Source organism: Collimonas sp. OK242, assembly GCF_900107095.1.
In the GTDB taxonomy this organism is placed as follows: domain Bacteria; phylum Pseudomonadota; class Gammaproteobacteria; order Burkholderiales; family Burkholderiaceae_D; genus Collimonas.
Map to the genome: position 1 here is coordinate 56025 of NZ_FNOR01000011.1, position 24118 is coordinate 80142.

Here is a 24118-nt window from a genome sequence, read left to right on the forward strand (position 1 = left end):
TCAACCCACTTCGGCCCAGTCCTGATACGGTTCCAGTCCGCGCTCTGACAGCCGCAGGATGCGGCCGCAGCGGCGCGCCAGTTCAATGTCATGGGTGACAATCACGAACGCAGTACCCAAGGTTTGCGACAACTCCAGCATCAGGTCGAAAGTCATCTGCGCGGTGGCGCGGTCCAGGTTGCCGGTTGGCTCGTCAGCCAGCACGCAAGCCGGCCGGGTAACCAGCGCCCGTGCCAGCGCCACCCGTTGGCGCTCACCGCCGGACAACTCGCCCGGCACGTGAATCACGCGCTGCGCCAGGCCGACCCGGGCCAGGATTTCGCGCGCCTGCTGTTGTGCATCGCTACGCTTGAGGCGGCGAATCATCAACGGCATGGCGACGTTATCCAGCGCGGAAAATTCCGGCAGCAGATGATGGAACTGATAGACGAAGCCGAGTGCGTTATTGCGCAAGTCGCCGCGTGCCTTTTCTCCCAGCGTCGTGAAGTCCTTGCCCAGCAGGCTGACGTTGCCGGCGGTCGGCGCATCCAGGCCGCCCAGCAAATGCAGCAGGGTCGATTTGCCCGAGCCGGAAGCACCGACGATCGCCACTTGTTCACCCTTGGCGACATCGATATCGATGCCGTTCAACACCTTCACCGAATAACTGCCCTGGGTAAAGGTTTTTCCCAAACCGCGGCAGGACAGAACGATTTGATTGTTGCTCTGATTATTTGTATTACTCATAGCGCAATGCCTCAGCAGGTTTCACCCGGGCAGCCCACCAGCTCGGATACAAAGTCGCCAGGAAGGCCAGCACCACGGCGACGACGCCGATAGTCCAGACATCCGGCCAGCGCAAGTCCGACGGCAATTCGGTAATCACATACACGCTCTTGGGCAGGAACTGCACGTGCAGCAGGTTTTCGATAAACGGCACGATGACGTCGATGTTCAAGGCCACCAGCACGCCCGCCCCGACCCCGATGGCGGTGCCGATCAAGCCCACCAGCGCGCCCTGGATCATGAAAATCTTCATGATCGAACCCGGCGAGGCGCCCAGCGTACGCAGGATCGCAATATCGGCCTGCTTGTCGGTCACCGTCATCACCAGCGTCGAAACCAGGTTGAAAGCGGCCACCGCGATGATCAGGGTGAGGATGATGAACATCATGCGTTTCTCTGTCTTGACTGCTGCGAACCAGTTACTGTTCTGCTGGGTCCAGTCGCGCAGATACAAATTGGGCGGCAGCGTGGTCGCCAGTTGCTGCACGATCTGCGGCGCCTGCAGCATGTCGGTGACCTTCAGGCGCACGCCGGACGGCGCATCCTGGCGGAACATCTTTTCCGCGTCCTCAAGGTGGATGAAAGCCAGGGTCGAATCGTATTCAAAATGGCCAGCCTCGAAAATCCCGGCCACGGTGAATTGCCGCAGGCGAGGAATCACGCCTGCCGGCGTCACCTGCCCCTGCGCCGCCATCAACGTCACCTTGTCGCCGACGCCGACGCTCAAGGCATGCGCCAGCTCTATCCCCAGCACGATATTGAATTCGCCCGGCTTCAGGTCATTGAAGCTGCCTTGCCTGACCTTGCTGGCCACATCCGACACCTTCGGTTCCTCGGCCGGCAATACGCCGCGTATCGCCACGCCGCGCAGCACGCCTTCACGCACCAGCATGGCCTGTGCATCGACATAGGGCGCGGCGCCTATCACTTCCTGGTTCCTGAACGCCTGCTTTGCGACGTCTTCCCAGTTGGTCATGGAACCGGAAGCGTCGAACACCTCGATATGCGCCAGCACCGATAACATGCGGTCGCGCACGTCTTTTTGGAAGCCGTTCATCACAGACAGCACCACGATCAGCGCCGCCACGCCCAAGGCGATGCCAGCCATCGATATCAGCGAAATGAAGGAAATAAAGCTGTTGCGGCCGCTGCGCTTACCCGCACGGGTATAACGAATGCCGACCAGCCACTCAAACGGTAAATTTTTTAAGATGCTCAACACGAGGCTCCCGAAATCAGCCCGCAGTTTGCCATAATTTGGCGAACTTACGGAGCTTTACAACTTAATGCGCTTGCTAATGCGCTTACTCTGATCGAAAGCGGGCACTATCGTTCAATCTCAAAACAGCACGAAAACTGCGTCATCACGCGATCAGCCGGGACGACCCACCTATTACCAAAACGAAATATACTATTCGGCGCACGACTGAATTCGCAATACATCCGGCATCGGGCAAATGCCGGATGAGTGCCCAACCTGAACAGGATTGCATGATGAAAAAATTCTTCGCCCTATGCCTGGGGCTGTTATTGGCGCAAGCGGCAGCCGCTGCCCCGCTTCCCTATGATGAAAAGGCCGACGCCAAAGCCGACCTGAGCCAGGCATTAAGCCAGGCCCAGAGCAGCCACAAGCAGGTGATACTGGTATTCGGCGCCAACTGGTGTACCGATTGCCGCGAACTGGACAAGGCGCTACATGGCAAAAGCGCGGCGCTGATCGATGGCAAATTCATCCTGGTGAAAGTCGACGTCGGCAATTTCGACAAGAATCTCGATGTCGCCCAGTCTTACGGCAACCCGATCAAAAAGGGTATTCCCGCTGCTGTGCTGCTCAGCCCCGGCAACCAGATCCTGTATTCGACCAAGGCCGGCGAACTGGCGGATGCCCGCCGCATGGGCGAGAACGGCATCTATGATTTCTTCCATAAAGAGCTCGTAAAACGACAAGGCGGCTAAACCTGCGTTCAGCCGCCCTGATTTTCAACAACTACTGCTCTAGCCGCTGTTACTTGGGCGCCAGCCGGATCCCGCCGTCGAGACGTATCACTTCGCCGTTCAGGTAAACCGTCTCGAAGATGGTTTTCACCAAGGCCGCGAATTCAGCCGGCTTGCCCAGCCGCGGCGGGAACGGCACCATTTTCCCTAGCGCGTCCTGGACTTCTTCCGGCATGCCCAGCAACATCGGCGTTTCCATGATGCCGGGTGCAATCGTCATCACGCGGATACCGTGGCGCGCCAGTTCACGCGCTGCCGGCAAGGTCAAGGCCACCACCCCGCCCTTGGACGAGGCGTAGGCGGCCTGGCCGATCTGGCCATCGAATGCGGCAACCGAAGCGGTGTTGATGATCACGCCGCGCTCGCCATCGGCATTCGGCTCGCCCTTGCTCATCGCATCGGCGGCCAGGCGCATCATGTTGAAAGTGCCGATCAGATTGATCTGGACCACGCGGCTGAAGTCTTCCAGCGCATGCGGCCCTTCCTTGCCGACGATGCGCTTGGCCGGCGCCACCCCTGCGCAGCTGACCAATCCGTGCAAACCGCCAAACACGGTGAGAGCGGTGTTGACCGCTGCCATCGCGCTGGCTTCGCTGCAGACATCGGTGGCCACAAAGCGGGCGTTGGCGCCCAGCTGCGCCGCCAATGCGGCGCCGGCTTCCTGGTTGATATCGGCGATCACCACCTTGGCGCCGCCTTGCACCAGCATGGCGGCGGTGGCCGCACCCAGGCCGGAACCGCCGCCGCTGATCAGGAATACATTATTTTCGATTTGCATGTTTTTCTCTTCTTTACATTTTAGACTTGGCGACTTCCTGATTGCGCAAGATGAAGCGCTGCAGTTTGCCGCTTGGGGTTTTGGGGAGTTCTGTTAAAAATTCGATTTCGCGCGGATAGGAATGCGCAGCCAGGCGGCGCTTGACGTATTGTTGCAGCTCGGCGATCAGTTCCGCACTGGCTTGATAGTCCTTGCTTAAGACGACAAAAGCCTTGACCAGTTCAGTGCGTTCAGGATCCGGCTTGCCGACCACGGCTGCTTCCACCACCGCCGGATGCTCCAGCAATGCGCTTTCGACGTCGAAAGGTCCGATGCGGTAACCGGACGAAGTAATGATATCGTCGCCGCGTCCGATAAAGCTGATGCTGCCATCCTGGTTGTTCTCGACTGTATCGCCGGTAATGTAATAGTCGCCGTTGTCGGCGCCGGCGTCCTGCTGCCAATAGCCCTGGAACCAGTACACCGGCGACTGGCGGCGATCCACCGCCAGCACGCCCGGCTCGCCAACTCCCAGCTCATGTTGGTCGTCGTCCAGCACCGCCAGCCGATAACCTGGCATGGCGAGGCCGGCCGAACCCATATGTACCTGGTGTTTCAAACCATGATGATTACACAACACCATACCCGTTTCGGTCTGGCCGTAGTGATCGTTGATAAGACAAGCGAGATGTTCGCGGAACCAGCGGATCACTTCGGGATTCAAGGGCTCGCCGGCGCTGCTGACAGCGCGCAGACGTCCCTTGACCGGCGCGGCTGCCGCTGCGCCGCCGGCAATCAGCATCCGGTACGCGGTGGGTGAACCTGCCAGGTTGGTGATCTTGTATTTATCGATGATCCGGTAGGTGCTTTCCACCGTGAACGAACCCTCGTAGAGGGTGATGGCGTGCCCCATCAGCAAGGGCCCGGTTACACAGTAGTACAAACCATAGGCCCAGCCGGGATCGGCGATATTCCAGAAAGCGTCTTCCGGCCGCACGTCCATCGCATAGCGCGTGTAGACATAGAACGCCAGCATCGCCCGCAACGGCACCGCGACGCCTTTGGCCGGCCCGGTCGTGCCTGAAGTAAACAACATGATGAAAGCGTCGTCAGCCTTGCGCATCACCGGCGCGAACTCGGCCGACTGGCGTTCCAGCTCGGCCCAGAAATTGAAGTCAGAGCCGAAGTCGCCCGCTTGCGCTTGATTCTTGTCGGCGACGGTCATGATGGGCGGACACTCCGGCACTTCCTCCAGCTTGCGGCGGTTGTCGGCGTCGGTAACGATCAGCCTGGCCTCGCTGGCAGCTACCCGATATTCGATCGATTTCGAACCGAAGGCCGTGAACAAGGGCTGGTACACCGCGCCGGCGCGCCAGCTGCCGAGAATCGCGATCAGCAGTTCCGGCGTACGCGGCAACAATCCCGCTACGCGGTCGCCGGGCTGGACGCCCTGCGTTTTCAGGAAATTGGCAAAACGGCCTGATAACTCCTTGAGCTGGGCAAAGGTATAAGTGGCGCTACGGCCATCCTTGCCCTCCCAAAATAGCGCAATGCGGCCGGGCGTGGCGTGGCGATCGCAGCATTCAACACAGGCATTGATTCCGGTTTGCAGGTTCCCGGACAGCTCGGCGGCAATGCTGTCGGCGCTGAAATCCGCATAAAACTGGGCATAATCCGGAATGCCAGCAGCCGTAGTTGCAGCATCGGCGGGCAAAGCAGATGACATGAGTGTTCTCCTCTAACCTAAAATGGCAGGCTTAATCAGCTCTTTTTGTTATCAGAAATGGAACTGCTGCCGTTAAGTCTAGAATATTTAGCGACTGACGGCCATGTTAAAAGCGATCAACCGGATTGATCGAAATTGCAATAAGCAGGTAAATGGATTTATGGAAGACTGGGAAAAAGGGACGATTGCGATCAGTTTTGTCGACGAAGCGCTGCACAGCATGCGCCGGCGCGGCATGGATACCGAATCGCTGCTGCTCCAGGCCGGCATTTCTCCGCGCTGGCTGAGCACGCCGCACGCGCGGGTCGCTGCCGCCAATTACGGCCGGTTGTGGTACCTGATCGCGCACGCCATGGATGACGAATTTTTCGGCATGGATAGCCATCCGATGCGCGTTGGCAGCTTCAACATGTTATGCCGCAGCGCGCTCCACAGCGCCACTCTCAGCAAGGGCCTGGCGCGCATGCTGGATTTCCTGCGGCTGGTGCTGGACGACATGTCGGCAACGCTCTCGCAGCAAGACGGCCTGGCTCGCATCGTCATCAATGAAAGCGGCAGTTCGCGCCGCATGTTTGCCTACGCTACCTTCCTGATGATCGTGCATGGCGTCGGCAGCTGGCTGATCGGACGCCGCATCCAGTTGCTGTCGGCCGACTTTCGTTGCGAAGAACCGCTCGCCAGCCTGGATTACAAGATCCGCTTTTGCGACCAGGCACGCTTCGGCCAGGCGCAGACCAGCATCACTTTCGATGCTGCTTGCCTGGCTTTGCCGATAGTGCAAAACCAGCGTTCGCTGCAATCTTTCCTGCGCGGAGCACCGGGCAACCTGTTGGAGAAATACAGCAATCACGACAGCCTGGCGGCCACCATCCGCCGCCGTTTGCGCCGGCTGCCGCTGGCCGAGTGGTCGGACTTCGACAGCATGTCGCAACACCTGCGCACGCCGGCGTCGACCCTGCGCCGCAAACTTGGCCAGGAAGGACAATCGTATCAGGCGATCAAGGATAATCTGCGGCGCGACCTGGCGATCAACTATTTAAGCGGCTCGGCCAAGAGCATTGAAGAGATCGCAATCAGTCTTGGCTTTGCCGATTCCAGTGCTTTCCATCGGGCGTTCAAGAAATGGACCGGGAGCAGTCCGGGCGAACATCGGCGCGCTTTGTCGGCGACGTAAAAATCGCCTAACAATGGCACAGGCACGCCATATATTGAAAGCAATCAAAGCTACCACTTCCTGTCTGAGAAAGTGATAGCCGATGCAAAAAAAAGCGCCGTTATAACTGCCGCTGAAATAGCTTTATATCCCCAACACTAAACGCACCACAGGCAGCCGCGTTATCGAGGTCGATACGAATTCCTTTAACATGTTTCGTGGCCAACCAGCGAGGGGATGCATCAAGGGGAACAATAAGCGCTCCGTCGTCTGCAGTAAATCGTATGCTGGAGATTTCGAAAGGCCCTTCATGATTATCTCCCCACCAAAACACCTGTATCCTTGGTTCCACGCCCCTGTTTATGCAAGAAAAATTGAACCGTAAGAGGCCGGCGTCGCGTCCAGAAAGATTAAAACTCGAAATATCGAAACGCAGGAAAGGATCAATGCCAAGGACCTTATAGTTCCCATTTTCAGAAACTAGATCATGAATACTAGGAGCCAGCCTGCCAAACTCCTTGATCAAAGTCATTTTCCTCTCTAATGATTTCTCCGATCTGCCCCAGGCAACTGGAATTTTTTTAAAGTCTGACTGTGCGAATGCCTTCTCAAATAGCGATACCTTGTATTCAGCTTCTATTTCTGTAGCAACTGAAATCTGAATTCGATGCGGGTAGCCAGCGACCGATGGATCAATAGTTAAGCCATCAAGCCATATCGCGTTTCCTTCGTTCGATATTCTATTGATTCTGCGAATCTCACCTGCGCCAATACGAACTTGGTTACCTACGGTGAGAAGCGGTAATAACACGGCATTGTCTACGATTACCGCCGGCTCTCGGCGGTTGACGCCACGATCCCAATTGACATCCGTTATATTTTTGATTGCAACATCAATTGTCGGTTCGTGATAATCAATACCGCCAGTTTTCTTGTATCCAAAAATGAAACCGTTTTCAAATTTTGGAGCATAGCTATCAAGAATAAAGCGATATAAATAGGGATCGCGTAACGCCAGACCGCCGCCGTCATGGATAATATTAATTCCTTCTAGAAGCGCTACGCGCGGCAGATTTTTTGAAAGCTGCTCTATTGCGCGTTTTTGCTGAGAGGGGGGAGCCATGTTGTATGGAGCGGTCACAGCCGTCATCGGCCGATGATTCAGGTAGAAATACTGCGCATTTCGAGAAGTCAGGTCGAGATAACTCTCACCCGGTGCAAGCTTGCTATTTAATAACTCGTCCAGCTTGGTTAGTTGATTCCAGTGTCCATCCTGAACTGCAGCCATACCAATATTGGGTAGGCCCGCACTTGCTCCATCTTTCAATGAGCCGGCCATAACCTGAGCAGATGCAGCTGAAACCAAATGAAAAACACGGGGTGGCGTGAAATTCATGGAGGCACTCATACCTGCAATCAAGAGAATCAATGGCGCTCTATTAACCGGCTTCAACATCCCCCACACAATAATGGGAAGTAAAATTGTCCAACCTAAAATCGCAACGATACCTGGTCTTGATATGCTATCCGAATCAATTCGTCCCATGGAGTATGGGATGAGCAACAAGACGAACAGGAAAACGACGACTGCAGGGAGAAGAAATTCCTTTCGATTGGCATAATTTTTCATGTTCGCGTAAATTATCGCCAAGCACATGATAGGGATCACCACCCACGACGTGCGAACGATCTCAAACACAAAACCGGCCTTCCGCGTCTCATTCCAGCTGTTTGCCCAAGGTATGCCATAAGCTACCTGATTGATCGGGCCATTCTCCAGTACATACCGTATAGCGCCAAATAGCATTGGCATCAATGGTGTGCCAAACGCTACGGCGATGAGCAACGCCACTGATATTCCGATGTCCCTCCATAATCTTTTTTCCGGATTGCGCCAAAAATTCCACATGATGTAGGCCGCCATGACACCTGATGCGGCAACAAGCAACAGACCTTGGCCGGGAACACCCAGAATAACAATCGGGATCGTCAGCATCCAGATACTCAACCATCTTGCTGGGCTATCAGTTAGCGAGCGACTAAACCACAGACAAAGAAAGGGGGTAAAGAAAAGCCAAGCTGAAATCCCCCCGACAAAATAGGTGGATGCAAAAGCAAGTCCTATGCTTCCGGAAAAGCGGTAAATAGATATGAAAGCAGCGGATCCGAGCAAAGCATAGCTTAGGCGGCTCGCATCAACAAAACTACCAGCCGTTCCATCATAAAAAACAAACGAAAGAAATGATGGTAAGTCGTCTGGTATCACTCCATGAGCTGGTACGTAACCGACGTAAGGTATTACCCCATGCAAATATGACCACCAGCCGAGTACCATTTCACCGAAATGGTAATCATCAGGACTAATAAAAGGAGGAACCGTATTGCCAACCCGGAGCGCGATCAAAAGCGCAAACAATGCTATAGGCGAAAGTAAAGACGCCCAGTTATCGTGAGCAGTCACCGAAAACCTTCGATAACGGCGTATTACGTCACATACTCCCCATATAACCAAGCCAGCGATAAGCAGCTTGAAACCCAATGTGGTTTGATATTTCGTAACCACTCCATTGGATTGCAATAGTCGAGCGGGATAAAGTGTCAGAAATAGTGCAGGTAAACCAATTTGGCCTACCAGAATGAGTTTCGGCAAAAACCGAGACAATTTTTCTGGGTAGCGCATCCCGTAGAACAATCCCACAACTAGCCCAAGACTGCCCACGATATATGTAGTTACTTCGTAATTGGCAAGATTGACAGCACCAACCAACATCGCTGGCGCTCGTCCAAGCACGAGAGCAATTTCTAGCGGGATAAGTCCTATCAAAATTATCGAAAAGGCCGCGAAGCCAATCATTTCTGGGCTGACGTCTTTCTTGTTCGATACATTATAGGCAGACGTAATCCCAAGGAAAGCAATGCCGGCAGTCGAAATAATGAAAAATCCCTCATCGATTGCGGGACCTAAGACAAAGCCAAAGATGGCTGCAATAGAGGGTGCGGACCACCACATCAATTGATTGGACAATTTAACGGCATGGTCACTGCCAAACTGCTGTTTTTGCTTGATCAACTGAAGCGAGAAAAAAAGCGCTCCAAAAAACAAAACAATAATAAAGACCGGCACAGCAATAAGATCTTGCAATTTTGTGCCGGCCTGCCAAGCAAGATTCCCGACAATAAAATCGGCATAGCTCGGGGCAAGTGTGAGTTTAAGGCCGTACAACAGCGCTAATGCTGCGACGACGCATGATGAAACAGCTACCGCAAATTTTTCGGTAGCCGAAAGTTGATTAAACATCAGAGTAGTCGCTATCAGTTATTTTTAGGGTTGTAAGTGCCGAAGCAAGCTCGAAAAAGCACCGTCAGCACAGATAGGTTTCCCTTAAAGGCACTAATTTTGGTCGGCACCACTCCTTTTGGATATCTCCGAATTGTCGGCAGCTCAAGACAACGATGACCGAGCTTAGGTCCCCGGTATGAAAGATAGGCAAGTAATTCATACGTTATGAAAACGTTGCGGAACGGGGCTATCCTGGCGTCCAACAATATTTTTCGGCTATAGGCGCGGAATCCCTGGGTTGTATCGGTCCATTGGTAGCCCGAAAACAGACCCAACATCGGCGCATGAATGAAACGAATGGCGAAATCTCGCGATTTGGGTGTGTTCTCTGCTACTCCCCCTACTATAAAGCGGGATGCCTGCACAAAATCCACGCCTTGTTTCAGCGCTTCAATGAAACGTGGTATTGCTTCCGGATCATCCTTGTCGTTACCGTCAATGGTGACGATTCCTTTATAGCCTTGGTCGAGTGCAAAAGCGTAGGCGCAGCGAAGCTGTGCGCTCAATTTGCCCGGACCTGTCTTGACCTGCAGTCCGCGCACACCGTTCTGTTGCAGTGACTCCAGCTCCAGCGAGCCATCGGTACTGCCACCATCCACGATGATAATGTCGGCTATCCCGTCGATCTTGAGAGCTGCCATTCTGGAAAGCAGGCTTTTGATTCTTTCGCCTTCATTAATGACCGGAATCACGACGCACCACGGGTGCTGTCGCCCAAGCCATAGGCGCGTCTCAAAGGTGGGTATTTGCCAACTGGCGCGAACTTCAGGGGTAATATCAGGAGTCATTGTTGTTTTCTACTTTTAACCATCAGGCCACTCGAACTGTAATCAGCCCTACACCAGCGATCACAAGTACGATTCCGGCTCCCGTCGTCCAGTGGAAGGGCTCTCGGAAAATCAACACCGAAAACAGGGCAACAGTCGCCACTGCTCCGGCGGTCAGGACCGGATGCGCTACATTCAGCGGTAAGCGTGCCAAGGCAGCGGCGTAGAGCAGGAATGCGCCACCATAAAGACCTAGACCCAACCAGAACGGCCAATTACTAAGCGCCGCCATGGGGTCATTGAGAGAAGGAAATTTTCGAGGTGACATCATGGCCATCTTGACCAAGACGCTGGCTGAGGCGTTGGAGGTAATACCGAGAATCAGAATGAGCCACTTCATACGTTGACCCCAACTCTGTTATTGCGGTAGTGCTGAATCGCCACGCTCAGCGCGCGCTCAATCGACACTTCGTGCGGTTCATTTTTGGTCGCCAGCATCTCAATGGAAACTACGTGATTCGGCAGATGCTGCTCCAGGGTTGCAACAACCTTCGCGTGGTCAGTTCCACCGTCACCCAGAGGCAGCAGTTCCGGCTCACTGGCGTGAACGTGCCCAATGAGACGTGCAGAGTCGTGCAGCACGGTGGCAGGGTCTTCGCCGTTGATGGTGAGCGCACCTGTGTCCAACTGCATCCGAACCGCCGGGTGGGCAATCTGCTCCACCACCTGTGCAGTGTCAGCACTGGTGGTCATGAAGTTGGCGCCATAGCAAGTCGGGTTGGGCTCGAGGCAGATCACAACACCGTAGGATTGAGCGGCGTCTCCAAGACGTCGAAAAAAAGGGACAGCCACATCCAGGGCTTCCTGATCGCTCAATCCGGTGCGATCTCGATTCTTTGGCGAGCCAAACACCAGTCGATTTGCCCCCAGACCTGCGCCAATGCGGCACACTGCGGTGAGATGTTGCAGCATCGCGTCTTGCACCTCCGGTGGGCCAAAGACGTTCAAGCCCGTTGTGCCAAACAACAGCGCCTGCATGCCCGTGATTTCAATACCACGTTCCGACCACCAGTTCTTGACGCGAGCGATGTCCTCGTCTGTTGCCTTGGCTGGCTCAGGGAAATACTTGCCAGGTGCGACATCAATCGCATCGACACCAAAGCGAGGAAGCAGCATGGCTATTGCCTCATCTTCAGCGGTATCCCACGCAATGTTTGAAATAGCCAGCCTCATGAGTTCGCTCCCGGGTTGGATTTAATTGTAAGTGGTTCAGACTGTGCATACGACCTAATGGCCTGAATGGTTTCACGCGCACTGTACTGGTAATGCCCTGGGGCGCCAAAAATTTGAGCGTGACGGGTCTGCATGTCGTAGGTGGCCGGAGTGTTAGCCAAGGCATGGTCGAAGGATTTGCCAAAGCCTTTCTTTGACACATCCGCCACGCTGATCGGTTCTGCTGTGAGATGCACCAACTTCAAACTGGCGCTGAGTGCGGTTTGGATGTCATGCCAGAGGTTGACCATCGGGTAGAACTGGAAAGCCCCTCGGCTATCAATCGTGTGGAGATTATTGTCATTTAAGAAGTCAAAGATGACGTTCTTGCGCAGTCCAGGACCGACCAATCCGGGGAGCCGAACGATCAGATGGTTTGCGAAATGGCGTTCGACAAATTTTTCGAGCAGGCGGCGATGCAGGCCATAAGAGTGAAGTCCTGACTCGTCGACGGGCGTGTCTTCATTAGTCCCTATCGGGCTTTTGAACACATCGACAGTGCTAATCAGAATAAACGTTTTGCACTGGATGGTTTTCAGGTGCGCGATCAGGCCATCAATCTTTTGACGATCCGCCTCGGGTTCCCTGTTAGCAATCCATTTCTGCGCAGGCGCGCCGGCGCACACGACGGTATTGAACGATTGACCCTCGATATTGCTGATATTTGTTGAGCGATAAAGCGACTCGAAGGGAGCCTGCTTAAGCAGCGTACTTCCTACGAAACCAGAAAATCCAATCAGTGCATTAGCCATTCATTACTCCAGATCTAGCGTGTTCTTGAACTGCAATGCCTACAAACTGTTCTGCATCCAGTTTTTCAAGAACATCGTATATGTTATCGATTTTTCCACCCAACACGGAGTAGCAACCTGGCAACTCCGGGTGTTTCTCAAACAGAATAGGCCTTCCGTCGTCACCCTCATTTTTTACCAGAACGGTTTTGACCTCGAATAGCGAGTCGACATATTTGGCATCGAGCATGGCAGGTAGATAACGCCCCACATCTCTGATCATGCGATCTACGCGAGTGGCGCGCTCATAATCATTCAGCTTCCGATAAGGGTCGATACCTTGTTGGTCATTCCAGTGCAAGTGTGGGGTATAACGTACGTGAGACAGTGTGTGAAGTCCACGCGCGGGGAATGGCATCATCGAGAAAAAAGGGCCATCCATCACCGTAATGCCCAACCCTTGGAGTACAGGTGGCACCTGCATCAGCGCCATTTCAGTGATTTCCTGTTTTAGACCGGTTCGGATCCCGGGAAATTCTCCCTTGAACTGATTGAGTCCGCTATAGGTACAATTGAAAACGTAGCGGCAGGAAATCAACTCCTCGGTCCTGCAATTGGGCTGTAAGGCAACACTCAGCATGCCATTCGGTCCCTTCGAGATTTTGGTCGCACGTGTCTCAAAGCGGATATGTACGCCACATTCTTTCAGCTCGCGTTCAGCCCAACTTGCCAGCTTGGTGGTGTCGAAAGCATATTCCTCAACCAGAAACACATCTTCGATTAGGCGCGGTTCAAATAATGCTCGTAGCGCTGGGGCCGCAGGTCGAATCCTGGCGCCAATCTCCCGACAGAAGCGTTCAAATTGCTTGGCCGTGACTTTGGAGTTACGGCGTGCAATGGCGTACAGCTTGGTGAAATCTTGCTTTACCGCATCTGGCCAGTCATGCACGAACTTGGGTACATTGACCCGACTTCGATACGCTGTAGTAAAGCTGCGTGGATAATGATAGCCATTATGTACGCGAGCCTGATTGCTATAGGAGGCACGTGTGAGAAGCGCCGACTCGCGCTCCGCCAGGACTATGCGCTTCAGCCCACGCTGCTTGGCCAGGTAAATGGCAATAGCGGCGCCGTAAAATCCACCCCCGATAATGACTGCGTCTTGGCTTATGTCTGTGGCCGGCATTAGGCAACTCGTTCCGGGTAAGAGCCTGGCGTATGCGTCGGCTTTGACGCCATTTCCTCAATATTTAGCTTCTCACGGCGGGTCATCCGGGCACTGGTGAATTCTTGCCCTACGTGATAAAGAGGGCCTTCATTCGACAAGCTGGTCATGTGCAGGATGTATTCGCCAAGTACAAGAAGGACGAGCGAAATCAAGAAAAACATGCCGGATTGCTGGAGGGACAAGCTGATCCAGCCGGGCGCAACATCTGTCTTCAGGAAAGCAATGGCGACGACATAGATGGAGTACACAAGGTTGGCAACAGCCCCAAACAACGAGAGCGAGGTGACGAGACGCATTGGCGCGCGAGTTGTCGAGACTAGCAGTCGCATTCCTCGGTCGATGCTTTCGCCCAAACGTTTAGGCTGCGAAATCTTTGGTGTTGCACTGTAGTTGAGATTGACGCGTGCGAATCCCCCTGTCGCTGGTAGATGGCGATAGGTCATCGCAGGCTGAGAATGCTGAAGAATGAAGTTGACCACTCTCTTACTCAGGACACGGTACTGCGGGGCCTCCTTGCCCAGATGGATGCCGTTGAACCACTTGTAGAGTCTGTCAAAAATAGAGTAAGCAACCCGATAGGCAAAGCTCTGAGCAGTTTTTTGCTGATTGCTGGCGAACACCACATCAGCGCCGCTGACCGCCTTGTCGAGCATTTCCGGTAGAAAGTCGATATCGTCCGCCAAAGGGTCGATGACGACGACGAAGTCACCCAATGCATTTTCCAAACCGACCCACGATGCAGTGTCAGCATCCACTTCTTTAGTTAGTGCATAAACCTGCAAATTGGGCTGTCCATTCTCCCCCGCTAGATTTTTGAGGACAGAAATGCTGTCGTCATCCGATGCGTTGTCTACGATAATTAATTCATAATCGCTGACTAGGGAAGAAATGCCGGTGGCGGCGTCTGATAGTATTCTTTCGATGTACTCAGACTGGTTGCGCACAACAAAAACTACCGACAAAAAAACAGGAAAGAATGCCACTCGAAACCCCCTCTAAACGTTAACGTCGGCGTCCTATGTAGAGAACAAATCGCGCCATTTTAGGCTACAAACTGAAATGTTTCAATTTGTAACTACTTATTATTTTTGTCATAGTTCACATTCAGCGCCCTCTAGATACTCAACGACTCCTATCACAGCTGCTCAGCCGACTGATCGCCGATGTTCATTTACGCCTGGCCTGTATAAAACCCTGCCATGTATCGCAGATAAAATCGCTTCCACTGCCGGATGCTTGACCTTGCGTTCATTGGACATGGCATAAAATTGCTCATGCACCTGATCCAGCTCGCCGATCAGCAGCGCATTGTCATCGAATTCTCTCACCACGTCCGATCGCAGATCGCGCGACTCGAACCAGCCGTCGATGCGCCCGCGAATCACGTTATTGCGTGTAGGCAGCAACAAGGGAGCGCCGTCATGCAACTTGCCACCACGCTGGCAGCAATTGCCTGATTTCCGGCCGCGCAAAACGATCGTCGATCAGATACACCACGCCACGGTCCTGCTGCGTGCGGATCACCCTGCCGGCGGCCTGCACCACTTTCTGCATGCCGGGATAAAGATAGGTGTAGTCATAGCCGTTGCCGAAAGTCTCGTCCATGCGCCGCATGATCTGTTCATTCACCGGATTGATCTGCGGCAGCCCTAGCGTTGCGATGAAAGCGCCGATCAGGCGCGCGCCGGGAAGATCGATGCCTTCGGCGAATGAACCGCCCAGCACGGCAAAGCCGACCCCTTGCGAAGTGTCGGTAAAGCGCGCCAGGAAATCTTCCCTTTCCCGCTCATCCATGCGGCGCGCCTGCAGCCATAGCGGAATCTCTGGATAACGCTCGGCAAACAGCGCGGCGACCTGTTGCAGGTAATCGTAACTGCTGAAAAACATCAGGTAATTACCGGATTGCTGCCGATACTGGCGCGCAATCAGATCGACGATGGGCGACAGCGAACGCTGCCGATGCAGGAAACGGGTCGAGATACCGGTCACCAATTGCACCGTCAACTGATCCGCGGTGAAAGGCGACGGCACGTCGATCCAGGCCGTGTCGGCCGGCATGCCCAGCGTGTCGCTGTAAAAATGCCAGGGACTCAATGTCGCCGAAAACAGCACCGTGCAACGGGCGGCGGCAAAGCGCGGCGTCAGAAAAGGCGCCGGCACGATATTGCGGATGCATAAGGTATTGCCGTGCGCACCCTGCCGGGTGATATCGAATAGCGAATGCGGGCCAAACAGCTCGGCCATGCGCGTGAAGTGCAAGGCGTCAAAATAGAATTGCTGCAAATTGCCGTCCATGGCGGCCGGATGTTCCTCCATATAGTCGCTGATATCGGCCACCGCCCTCAGCAGCGCCTCGACAAACGCCTCCGGTATTTCCGCATAATGCTGGTACTCGCCATCCTGCTCCTTGCCCAAGGCGTTCCATTGGCGGCTGACCCGGTCCAGTCCGCGCTTGAGCGCCGGCGCTGCGGTTTTGCGCAAGGTTTTCAGGTGGACGTATTCCATTTCCGCGGAATACATCTTGCGCGCACGGTCGATCATGTTGTGCGCCTCGTCCACCAGCACGCCTACCCGCCACTGGCTGGCGTTGGCCATGCCGTACAACATGGCGTTCAGGTCGAAATAGTAGTTGTAGTCGCCCACGATCACATCCGACCAGTTGGCCATTTCCTGGCTCAGATAATAGGGGCAGACCCGATGCGCGGCGGCGACCTGGCGCAGGCTTTCCCGGTCCAGCGCGCCGGCTTCGATCGCCGCACTGCGCGCTTGCGGCAAACGGTCATAGAATCCTTGCGCCAGAGGACAGGATTCGCCGTGGCAAGCTTTGTCAGAATGTTCGCAGGCCTTGTCGCGCGCTACCAGTTCCAGTACCCGCAACGGTAGCGCCGGCGCGCTGTGCCTGATCCGCTTCACGGCGTCCAGCGCCAGCGCCCGGCCCGAGGTCTTGGCTGCGAGGAAAAAAATCTTGTCCAGCGCCTGGCCCGGACTCGCCTTGAGCATCGGGAACAGGCTGCCGATGGTCTTGCCGATACCGGTGGGAGCCTGCGCCAGCAGGCAGCGGCCGCTGATGGCGCTTTTGTAGACCGCTTCAGCCATCACGCGCTGGCCCGGGCGGAAATCCGCGTGCGGAAACTGCAGGGCCGTCAGTTGCATATCGCGCTCGGCACGATGCGCCATTTCCTGTTCGGCCCATGCCAGGAAGCGCTGGCAGTGATCGTCGAAGAATTGCTTCAACAGTGCGGCAGTCAGATGTTCAGTCAGCAAGGTTTCCTTCTGGCTGCCGATATCGTAGTAGACCAGCGCCAGTTGCAGTTCATCCAGTTGCCGGCTCTGGCACAGCAGGTGGCCATAGATCCGCACCTGCGCCCAGTGCAGATGACGATGGTTGTCCGGCATGCGGCTGAGGTCGCCGCGATAAGTCTTGACCTCCTCCAGCCGGTTCAGCTGCGCATCGTAGCCGTCGGCGCGGCCGCGCACCAGCAACGGCCCGAAGCTGCCGCTCAGGCTGACTTCCGGCTCGTAAGAAGCGGAGCGGCGCGACGCCACCACGGCATGGCCGGCAATGCCTTCCTGCGCAGTCGGCGACGGCGTGAAGCGCAGGTCGAGATCGCCCTGCTTGGCAGTGAATTCGCACAGGGTGCGCACCGCGACGACATAGCGGGAAGGGGACGGCGAAGGAGCAGCGTTTGACGCCATCACGCGTTTTCCCCTGTCCATTGCACGTAATACACGGCGACCGGGATTGCATGGCTGGCGAAGTAATCCAGCCAGCGGATCTGGTTGTCTTGCAAGCGGTCGCCCGGCCCTTTGACTTCAATCATCTGATAGCGTTTTTCTGCCGGCCAGAACTGGATCAGGTCAGGCAAGCCGGAACGGTTGCTCTTGATGTCCTGCAGGATCCGTTCGAAACATTTTTCCAGGTGCAGCGGCGGCAGGCAATCCAGCGCCATGGCTAGCAAATCATCGTCGATCGCGTCCCAGAACACGAACGGCGACTGGATATTTTCCTTGATCCGGAAATTCCGCAGGATGGTCTCTCGATAGCCGCCGTCGTGAAGCAAGGCAAAACCGTCTTCAAACTGGCGCGCCCGGCGCATTCGGAAATCGGCGCTGTGCAGGTCGGCCGGAGCGCTCTGGAACGGATGAAAAAAAGCACCCGGCACCGGCGCGAACACGGCATCCCAGAACAACAGGCCGAACAACGAATTGATCAATGCATTTTCGACATAGAGGGCGGGTGCGTCTGCATGGGCCAGGTGCTGGCTGAGCGCGGTCTCGACCGACATGCCGGGGCCAGGCCGCGGCAAGGCGATCTCGTGCTGGACGACGCTTACCGCAGACGGTTTCGGCAGTTTGGGATAGCCTAGCGCGCGCCGCAGACGCGGCATGACGCGCAGCAGCTGTTGTTGTTCGGCTTCGCTTTCGGCCTGCAGTTCAGCCTGCTGCGCCAACTCAAACGCGACTGCAAGCTGGCCGCAACGCTCCAGCACCCGGATCGCCCGCAAGCGCGCTCCGGGCCGGCTGCTGGCGGCATACAGGCGCAGCGCCTGCGCTAACTCGCCATTGCGCTCATGGTGCCTGGCAATCTGGAACAACAGCTTGCTGCGGCGCTCTTCCAGCCAGGCGTTCGGATAAGGATAGTCGGCGATATCGGCCACCACCGCGTGTGGCGCCTCGCCGCCCAGAAACCGTTCGCGGCAGGCATGCAGATGCAGGTAATCGTCAAGATCCTGACGGCGGCTGAAAGCTTGCGTGGCGGGAGATAAGTCTAGCTGTTCATATTTGAAGATGCCCAGCTCGGAAAGCACGAACTCCGACCAGTCCTGATATAAATTACCGAAGAACATCAGGCGCAGACGATCGCATAGCGCGGCAATCGGCCCGGACAACTGCAACAGGCTATCGCCGGCGTCGGGCCACCAGTCCGCCAGGCTGCGCATGCGCGCATTATCATCCCCAACGTCCCGCGCCGCCCCTGCCTCGCGCAGGAAGGCCAGCTGTTCGCTCTTGCGGGTTGCTTTGCTATGTCGCAACAGCGGGAAAGCCGCAGCAATTTCGACTTTGGTGAGCACGCTGAAAAGCTGTTCGATATCGACCAGCGGCTGCTGGCTTATCCAGCCAGCCTGCACCAGCGGCGCCGCCGCACTTTCCGTGCAGCCGATTTCGTCGTAACGCAGCTTGCCAAGCCGAAACAGTTCGCCTTTGCGCATCACCATCCGCACCAGCAATGCCGCGGAGGATTGCGGCAAAGCGCCGAAGCCATCGACGAATGCCTGTTCCTCGCTGTTCAGCAAATGGCGATAACGGGCGCGTATCGACTCGACAACGGTGACGAAGTTGTCCAGATAGTAGAAACGGTTTTCCAGCGTTCTGTTCATGGTCGGGGTATGGCGGCACAACGCCGCCGGAATAACTGGCAGCCGCCTCTATTGACGCCCTTATTCATTTTCTGATTGATGATTTTATTTATTTTAACACTGTATAAACGTACAGTTATTCTGTAGTATATACGAATACGAATGCAAGAGTCTGAACGGGAATTGCAATGGAATTGAGCGATGCTGAAAAATTGATATTGACCATGCTATGCGAAGCGCATCAGCACTTGGACATTGCCGGCGAGCTTGATCCGAAGTTTGTCCAGTCCGCGCTGCATAGCGGCAATACCTGGGGCTTGCGCTGGAAATACGGCGCGCTGTATGACGGCAATTCCATGTCGGATCCGCCTATCGTGAAAGAAGTCGTCCGGATTCTTGACATGTGGTCGGTAATCGAAGACGGCTACGATGCACTGCGGGCGCTGGACCAGGATCGGGTAGCCGCCAGCATTTCTCCGCATCAGGGAGAAGTGAAATTCATGGGATTCGATAGCGATACCGAGTTTGAACACGCCAACATAGCTTCATTCCTGATCAAGGATATGCAGCGCTTTCCCAAGTTCGCGGGACGCGACATCCATTCGCACCTGCCGTCGATTTCCATCTATCGGCGCATGGTGCGTGCCTACGAGTCGCTGCAAAAACTGATCGGCAAGGGCCGCCTGAACGCCGATCAGCTGATTGCGCTTCTCAACGAAAATAGCGGCCGCGGCGCGGCTGCCTGAATCCCTTATGCCGCTTGCCGATTTTCGCCACCATCGACATTAGCAACGCTCGACGGTGCTGCCCGCGCCAGCCATAGCTTGATCTCGGCCGCCTCAAGCAACAACGGACCTTGCGGCAAGGGGAACGCTGCAGCCCTGCTCTCGTTCCAGTCCGACAAATCGGCCTGGGCGACACTGCCGTCGACATGCTTAAAAATATCCTCGACCTTGCCTTGCCAGGCTTGATACAGATCTTGATTCACCACGATCAGCAAGGACAAGCGCGCATTGTCGCCGCGCTGGCCGCCAAGGCCCATGCGTGTACTACGCTGTAGCAAGGCCAGCCCACCGCCCGGACTGCGCAGCAATGCAACCGGTGCGCCTAAAAAATAACGCCCGGTGTCGACAATGAAGCGATTCGCTTGTTGAATTTCATCGCATAAATCGATCTCTGCCTCCCCGCACAGGCTGGCGTATTGTGCCGGCGTGAGCACGGTGTCGAACGGCACGGTCAGCCCGAGTTCGAAGCCCATCGGTATCAGGATGCCGTTGCCGCTGGCGGCCGCAAAGCGCAGTGCGCGCAGGCTGGCGCGCCGGCGCGACGGGACGTCGGTCAGGCTAAGCTGACCCGCCAGGCGCGGACCGAAAGGCGTTTCCGGAAAAGCGATGATGGTGGCGTCGCCGATCAGATTGTCTTGTTCGCGCACATAACGCGTAGCTTGATAATCCCACCATGCTCCCGGGCAGAATACGGCATCGAAACCGGCATCGGTCAGAGGATCGAGTTGCGGCGCCGAACTGCCTGGAGTCCAGGCGAGGAAACTCACCGAATTGCGGTAGCCGCGTGTGGCTGCCATCAAATCCCGCCACAGTGCGACGGGCACCGCAGCAGGCGCACTGCAGACAAACCCGGCAACGCCGACGTCGAGCCAGTCTCGCAAGCGCTCGCACCAGAGCGCATATACGCCGCGCCGTATGGCGGAATCAGCCATGCGCAGATGGGCGACGCTGTCGCTCGCTACGGACGGACCATCGGCAAGCGACTTGCTTTCGGGTGAAGATTTGTTTTCGAACCAGCCTGGACATGCATCGATCAGCGGGTCCTCAGACGAGACTCTGTCGAGCACGATATCAAGCAACAGGCACAGACCGCGATCAGAACAGGCTGCCGTCAACTCCGCCAATGCAGGCCTGTCGTCAATGCCAGGGGACTGGCCCAGATTGAGCGCATTGGCCAGCAACACGTGATCAAAGCCCAGTGCGACGCAATGGTCGAGCAAAGCGGGCCAGCCTTGGTGCGCGACCAGCGCCGGATTGATGCAATAAATGCGGGGTGCAGTTGCGAAGCTCATGTCAGCAATCCTTGATAACGTTGCGGGCGCTCGCCATCCGCCAGAGCGGCGATTGGCAGGCGCAGCCTGGGACTCAGGCGAGAGCGCCGATTTGCACATTTTCAAACTCTATCGCGCCGCACCGCGGAAACATATCGGCGCCCACCGCAAAGGATTGTAGGAATCCACCTACATCGATAGCTAGCCAGGTTCACATCGGATAAAAAATGATGGCATCCATATAAAAATCCCCGTCGCTGCCGATGCAGATACGGGGATTTTTTACAGGCCTTTTTTTTGACCGATCAGACTTTCTGTTTTGCGGAGATCGCGTTTGCCACCACCAGCGCAGTCATGTTGACCACCCGCCGCACAGTCGCGGACGGGTTCAGGATATGCACCGGAGCCGCAGCGCCCAGCAATACCGGTCCGACCGTGACACCCTGGCCACCGGTCATTTTCAACACGTTGAACAGGATATTGGCGGCATCCAGATTCGGCGTCACCAATACATTGGCGTCGCCGCTCAGGGTCGATTTCGGCAAGTACTTCGCCCTCAGCTCTGCGCTCAGGGCGGCATCGCCATGCATCTCGCCATCGGCTTCGACATCCGGCATGCGCTTGACGAACAAATCGCGTGCGGCGCGCATCTTCTTGGCCGAAGGCCGGGTGCTGGAACCGAACATCGAATGCGACAGGAACGCCACTTTGGGCGGCACGCCGAAGCGCCTGACTTCTTCCACCGCCATGGCGGCGATGTCGGACAACTGCTCCGCATCCGGATCATCGTTGACGAAGGTATCGGCGATGAACAAGGTGTGCTTGTCGAGTACCAGGCCGTTCATGGTGGCGAAACACTTGGCGCCGTCGCGCAGGCCGATGATGTCGCTCACATGTTCCAGATGGTTATCGAAACGCCCGACCAGGCCGCACAGCATGCCATCGGCGTCGCCCAGCTTGACCAGCAGCGCAGCGATGGTGGTGTTGGAACGGCGCAATGTGGATTTCGCCATCTCGGGAGTGACGCCGTCGCGCGCCTTGATCTCGTGATAGGTCTCCCAGTATTGGCGGAAACGCACGTCGTCTTCCGGGTTGACCAGCTCGAAATCACGTCCGGCCTGCAAGCGCAGGCCGGCGCGCTTGATGCGCGCCTCGATCACCGCCGGGCGGCCGATCAGGATAGGCCGCACCAGTTTTTCTTCGAGCGCGATCTGCACCGCACGCAATACCCGTTCGTCCTCGCCCTCGGCGTAGACGATACGTTGCGGTTCGCCGCGCGCCGCCAGGAAAACCGGGCGCATGAACATGCCGGTGTGGCTGACAAAACGCATCAGCGACTGGCGATACGCATCCATGTCCTTGATCGGACGTGTCGCCACGCCGGACTCTTCGGCAGCACGGGCGACCGCAGGGGCAATGCGCAAGATCAGGCGCGAATCGAAAGGTTTCGGAATGAGGTATTCCGGACCGAAATGCAGTTCCTGGCCGGCGTAGGCGGATGCCACTTCTTCGCTGATCTCAGCCTTGGTCAAGTCGGCAATCTCGCGCACGCAAGCGACCTTCATCGCTTCCGTGATGCTGGTGGCGCCGCAATCCAGCGCGCCGCGGAAAATGTAAGGGAAGCACAGCACATTGTTAACCTGGTTCGGATAATCCGAACGGCCGGTGGCGATAATGCAGTCCGGCCGCGCCTCCAGCGCCAGCTCGGGACGGATTTCCGGTTCCGGATTGGCCAGAGCCAGGATGATAGGCTGCGCGCCCATGGTCTTGACCATATCCTGCGTCAGCACGCCGGGCGCCGAGCAGCCGAGGAACACATCGGCGCCGACAATTGCATCTGCCAGGGTGCGCGCATCGGTAGTCTGCTGGTAGCGCTGCTTGGAGACATCCAGCTTGTCTTCTCGCTTATCGTGAATCACGCCGCGCGAATCGCAGACGAAGATGTTGTCACGCTTGACGCCCAGCTCGACCATCAGGTCGAGACAGGCAATCGCCGCGGCGCCGGCGCCGGAGGCTACCAGCTTGACTTCGCCGATCTTCTTGTCGACCAGCTCCAGGCCGTTCAGCAAGGCTGCCGAAGAAATGATGGCGGTGCCGTGCTGGTCGTCGTGAAAGACCGGGATTTTCATGCGCTCGCGCAGCTTCTTTTCGATATAGAAACATTCCGGCGCCTTGATGTCTTCCAGGTTGATGCCGCCCAGCGTCGGCTCCAGCGCGGCGATGATCTCGACCAGCTTGTCCGGATCGCGCTCAGCCAATTCGATATCGAATACATCGATGCCGGCAAAATTATGGAACAGACAGCCCTTGCCTTCCATCACCGGCTTGCCTGCCAGCGGACCGATATCGCCCAGGCCAAGCACTGCGGTGCCGTTGGTGACCACACCCACCAGATTGGCGCGCGAGGTGTATTCCACCGCCATCTCCGGATCTTCATGGATCGCCAGGCAGGCATAGGCGACGCCGGGCGAATAAGCCAGCGACAGGTCGCGCTGGTTCGACAAAGGCTTGGTAGGCACCACGGCGATCTTGCCGCGCGTCGGGCTGCGATGATATTCGAGCGCAGCGTCGCGCAGGGCCTGCTCGGCCGCAGAAAGAGTGGTTGGGGTGCTCATTGATGGTCTCCTGGATACGCTAGTGAAAATTGGATGGCAGCGACATTATCACAATGTCTATCGATTCGGTTTCTCGCTGACCGATATCTCTGTTGTTGAAGATGCTCTGGGGAAAGGGAAATTGTTCTTCGGTGTCGTGGTTTGAATAATGCGGCTCATGGCAAATGGTAGACGAATCTGCTGGAACTTGCAGCGTTGCCGTTAAAAAACACCAACGAAATTACCAATGACATACATCCCGGGTGCCGCATAAAACGAAAAGCCCGCGCATGCGGGCTTTTCTCAACAGATAGCTCTTAAATATTGAATATTGAATATTGAGTCATATCAACACCAAATCGAATTTTCCTGATCGC

The 24118-nt window shown here is 56.0% G+C and carries 18 protein-coding genes and 1 pseudogene; 3 read left to right on the plus strand and 16 right to left on the minus strand.

Annotation, left to right across the window (positions count from 1 at the left end; genetic code table 11):
- Both lolD and BLV81_RS13675 read right to left on the minus strand, forming a co-directional pair.
- The gene (gene lolD / locus BLV81_RS13670) at positions 1-726 is read right to left on the minus strand and encodes a lipoprotein-releasing ABC transporter ATP-binding protein LolD (protein ID WP_092357141.1); all 726 of its coding nucleotides are present in this window, start codon (positions 724-726) and stop codon (positions 1-3) included.
- Positions 719-1984 carry a lipoprotein-releasing ABC transporter permease subunit gene (locus tag BLV81_RS13675; protein ID WP_092357144.1) on the minus strand — a complete coding sequence of 422 codons (1266 nt, stop codon included), beginning with the start codon at positions 1982-1984 and terminating at the stop codon, positions 719-721. Before BLV81_RS13675 ends, lolD begins: the two co-directional genes overlap by 8 nt.
- 245 nt (positions 1985-2229) lie before the next feature.
- Here BLV81_RS13675 and BLV81_RS13680 point away from each other — a divergent pair, with 245 nt between their 5' ends.
- The gene (locus tag BLV81_RS13680) at positions 2230-2721 is read left to right on the plus strand and encodes a thioredoxin family protein (RefSeq protein WP_255365208.1); all 492 of its coding nucleotides are present in this window, start codon (positions 2230-2232) and stop codon (positions 2719-2721) included.
- Positions 2722-2770: 49 nt separating this feature from the next.
- Here the strand turns inward: BLV81_RS13680 and BLV81_RS13685 are convergent, their stop codons facing one another.
- Both BLV81_RS13685 and BLV81_RS13690 read right to left on the minus strand, forming a co-directional pair.
- On the minus strand, positions 2771-3538 hold the full coding sequence (locus BLV81_RS13685; RefSeq protein WP_092357147.1) for an SDR family NAD(P)-dependent oxidoreductase: 768 nt from the start codon (positions 3536-3538) through the stop codon (positions 2771-2773).
- Between the two features lie 13 nt (positions 3539-3551).
- The gene (locus tag BLV81_RS13690) at positions 3552-5243 is read right to left on the minus strand and encodes an AMP-binding protein (protein ID WP_092357150.1); all 1692 of its coding nucleotides are present in this window, start codon (positions 5241-5243) and stop codon (positions 3552-3554) included.
- A gap of 160 nt (positions 5244-5403) precedes the next feature.
- Here BLV81_RS13690 and BLV81_RS13695 point away from each other — a divergent pair, with 160 nt between their 5' ends.
- Positions 5404-6417 (plus strand): AraC family transcriptional regulator, encoded by a 1014-nt coding sequence (locus tag BLV81_RS13695; RefSeq protein WP_176992837.1) that lies wholly within the window; start codon positions 5404-5406, stop codon positions 6415-6417.
- Between the two features lie 100 nt (positions 6418-6517).
- Here the strand turns inward: BLV81_RS13695 and BLV81_RS13700 are convergent, their stop codons facing one another.
- The 10 genes and pseudogenes from BLV81_RS13700 to BLV81_RS13745 all read right to left on the minus strand — a co-directional run bounded on the left by BLV81_RS13700 (position 6518) and on the right by BLV81_RS13745 (position 19112).
- Complete coding sequence (locus BLV81_RS13700; protein ID WP_092357156.1) at positions 6518-9694, minus strand: hypothetical protein; 3177 nt, start codon at positions 9692-9694, stop codon at positions 6518-6520.
- Positions 9695-9708: 14 nt separating this feature from the next.
- Positions 9709-10524: a glycosyltransferase family 2 protein gene (locus tag BLV81_RS13705; RefSeq protein ID WP_092357159.1), complete on the minus strand. Its 816-nt coding sequence runs from the start codon at positions 10522-10524 to the stop codon at positions 9709-9711.
- A gap of 22 nt (positions 10525-10546) precedes the next feature.
- Positions 10547-10903: an EamA family transporter gene (locus BLV81_RS13710; RefSeq protein WP_092357161.1), complete on the minus strand. Its 357-nt coding sequence runs from the start codon at positions 10901-10903 to the stop codon at positions 10547-10549.
- Complete coding sequence (locus tag BLV81_RS13715; protein WP_092357164.1) at positions 10900-11736, minus strand: sugar phosphate isomerase/epimerase family protein; 837 nt, start codon at positions 11734-11736, stop codon at positions 10900-10902. The genes BLV81_RS13710 and BLV81_RS13715 overlap by 4 nt, the downstream gene beginning before the upstream one ends.
- Entirely contained in the window at positions 11733-12527 is a 795-nt protein-coding gene (locus tag BLV81_RS13720) for an NAD-dependent epimerase/dehydratase family protein (RefSeq protein ID WP_092357167.1), read from the minus strand. The genes BLV81_RS13715 and BLV81_RS13720 overlap by 4 nt, the downstream gene beginning before the upstream one ends.
- A complete protein-coding gene (locus BLV81_RS13725; protein WP_092357170.1) occupies positions 12520-13692 on the minus strand; it encodes an FAD-dependent oxidoreductase in 1173 nt (390 codons plus the stop codon). Before BLV81_RS13725 ends, BLV81_RS13720 begins: the two co-directional genes overlap by 8 nt.
- A complete protein-coding gene (locus BLV81_RS13730; RefSeq protein ID WP_092357173.1) occupies positions 13692-14717 on the minus strand; it encodes a glycosyltransferase in 1026 nt (341 codons plus the stop codon). Before BLV81_RS13730 ends, BLV81_RS13725 begins: the two co-directional genes overlap by 1 nt.
- A gap of 162 nt (positions 14718-14879) precedes the next feature.
- A pseudogene (locus tag BLV81_RS13735) lies at positions 14880-15152 on the minus strand (hypothetical protein); the annotation flags it as partial.
- A 1-nt stretch (position 15153) separates the two neighbouring features.
- Entirely contained in the window at positions 15154-17430 is a 2277-nt protein-coding gene (locus BLV81_RS13740; protein WP_255365209.1) for an ATP-dependent DNA helicase, read from the minus strand.
- On the minus strand, positions 17430-19112 hold the full coding sequence (locus BLV81_RS13745; RefSeq protein ID WP_092357179.1) for a VRR-NUC domain-containing protein: 1683 nt from the start codon (positions 19110-19112) through the stop codon (positions 17430-17432). Before BLV81_RS13745 ends, BLV81_RS13740 begins: the two co-directional genes overlap by 1 nt.
- A gap of 167 nt (positions 19113-19279) precedes the next feature.
- Here BLV81_RS13745 and BLV81_RS13750 point away from each other — a divergent pair, with 167 nt between their 5' ends.
- Positions 19280-19837 (plus strand): YfbU family protein, encoded by a 558-nt coding sequence (locus BLV81_RS13750; RefSeq protein WP_092357181.1) that lies wholly within the window; start codon positions 19280-19282, stop codon positions 19835-19837.
- A 5-nt stretch (positions 19838-19842) separates the two neighbouring features.
- Here BLV81_RS13750 and BLV81_RS13755 read toward each other — a convergent pair whose 3' ends face one another.
- Complete coding sequence (locus BLV81_RS13755; protein WP_092357183.1) at positions 19843-21168, minus strand: alpha-amylase family protein; 1326 nt, start codon at positions 21166-21168, stop codon at positions 19843-19845.
- Positions 21169-21452: 284 nt separating this feature from the next.
- The gene (locus tag BLV81_RS13760) at positions 21453-23762 is read right to left on the minus strand and encodes an NADP-dependent malic enzyme (protein WP_092357185.1); all 2310 of its coding nucleotides are present in this window, start codon (positions 23760-23762) and stop codon (positions 21453-21455) included.
- Positions 23763-24118: the final 356 nt, after the last annotated feature.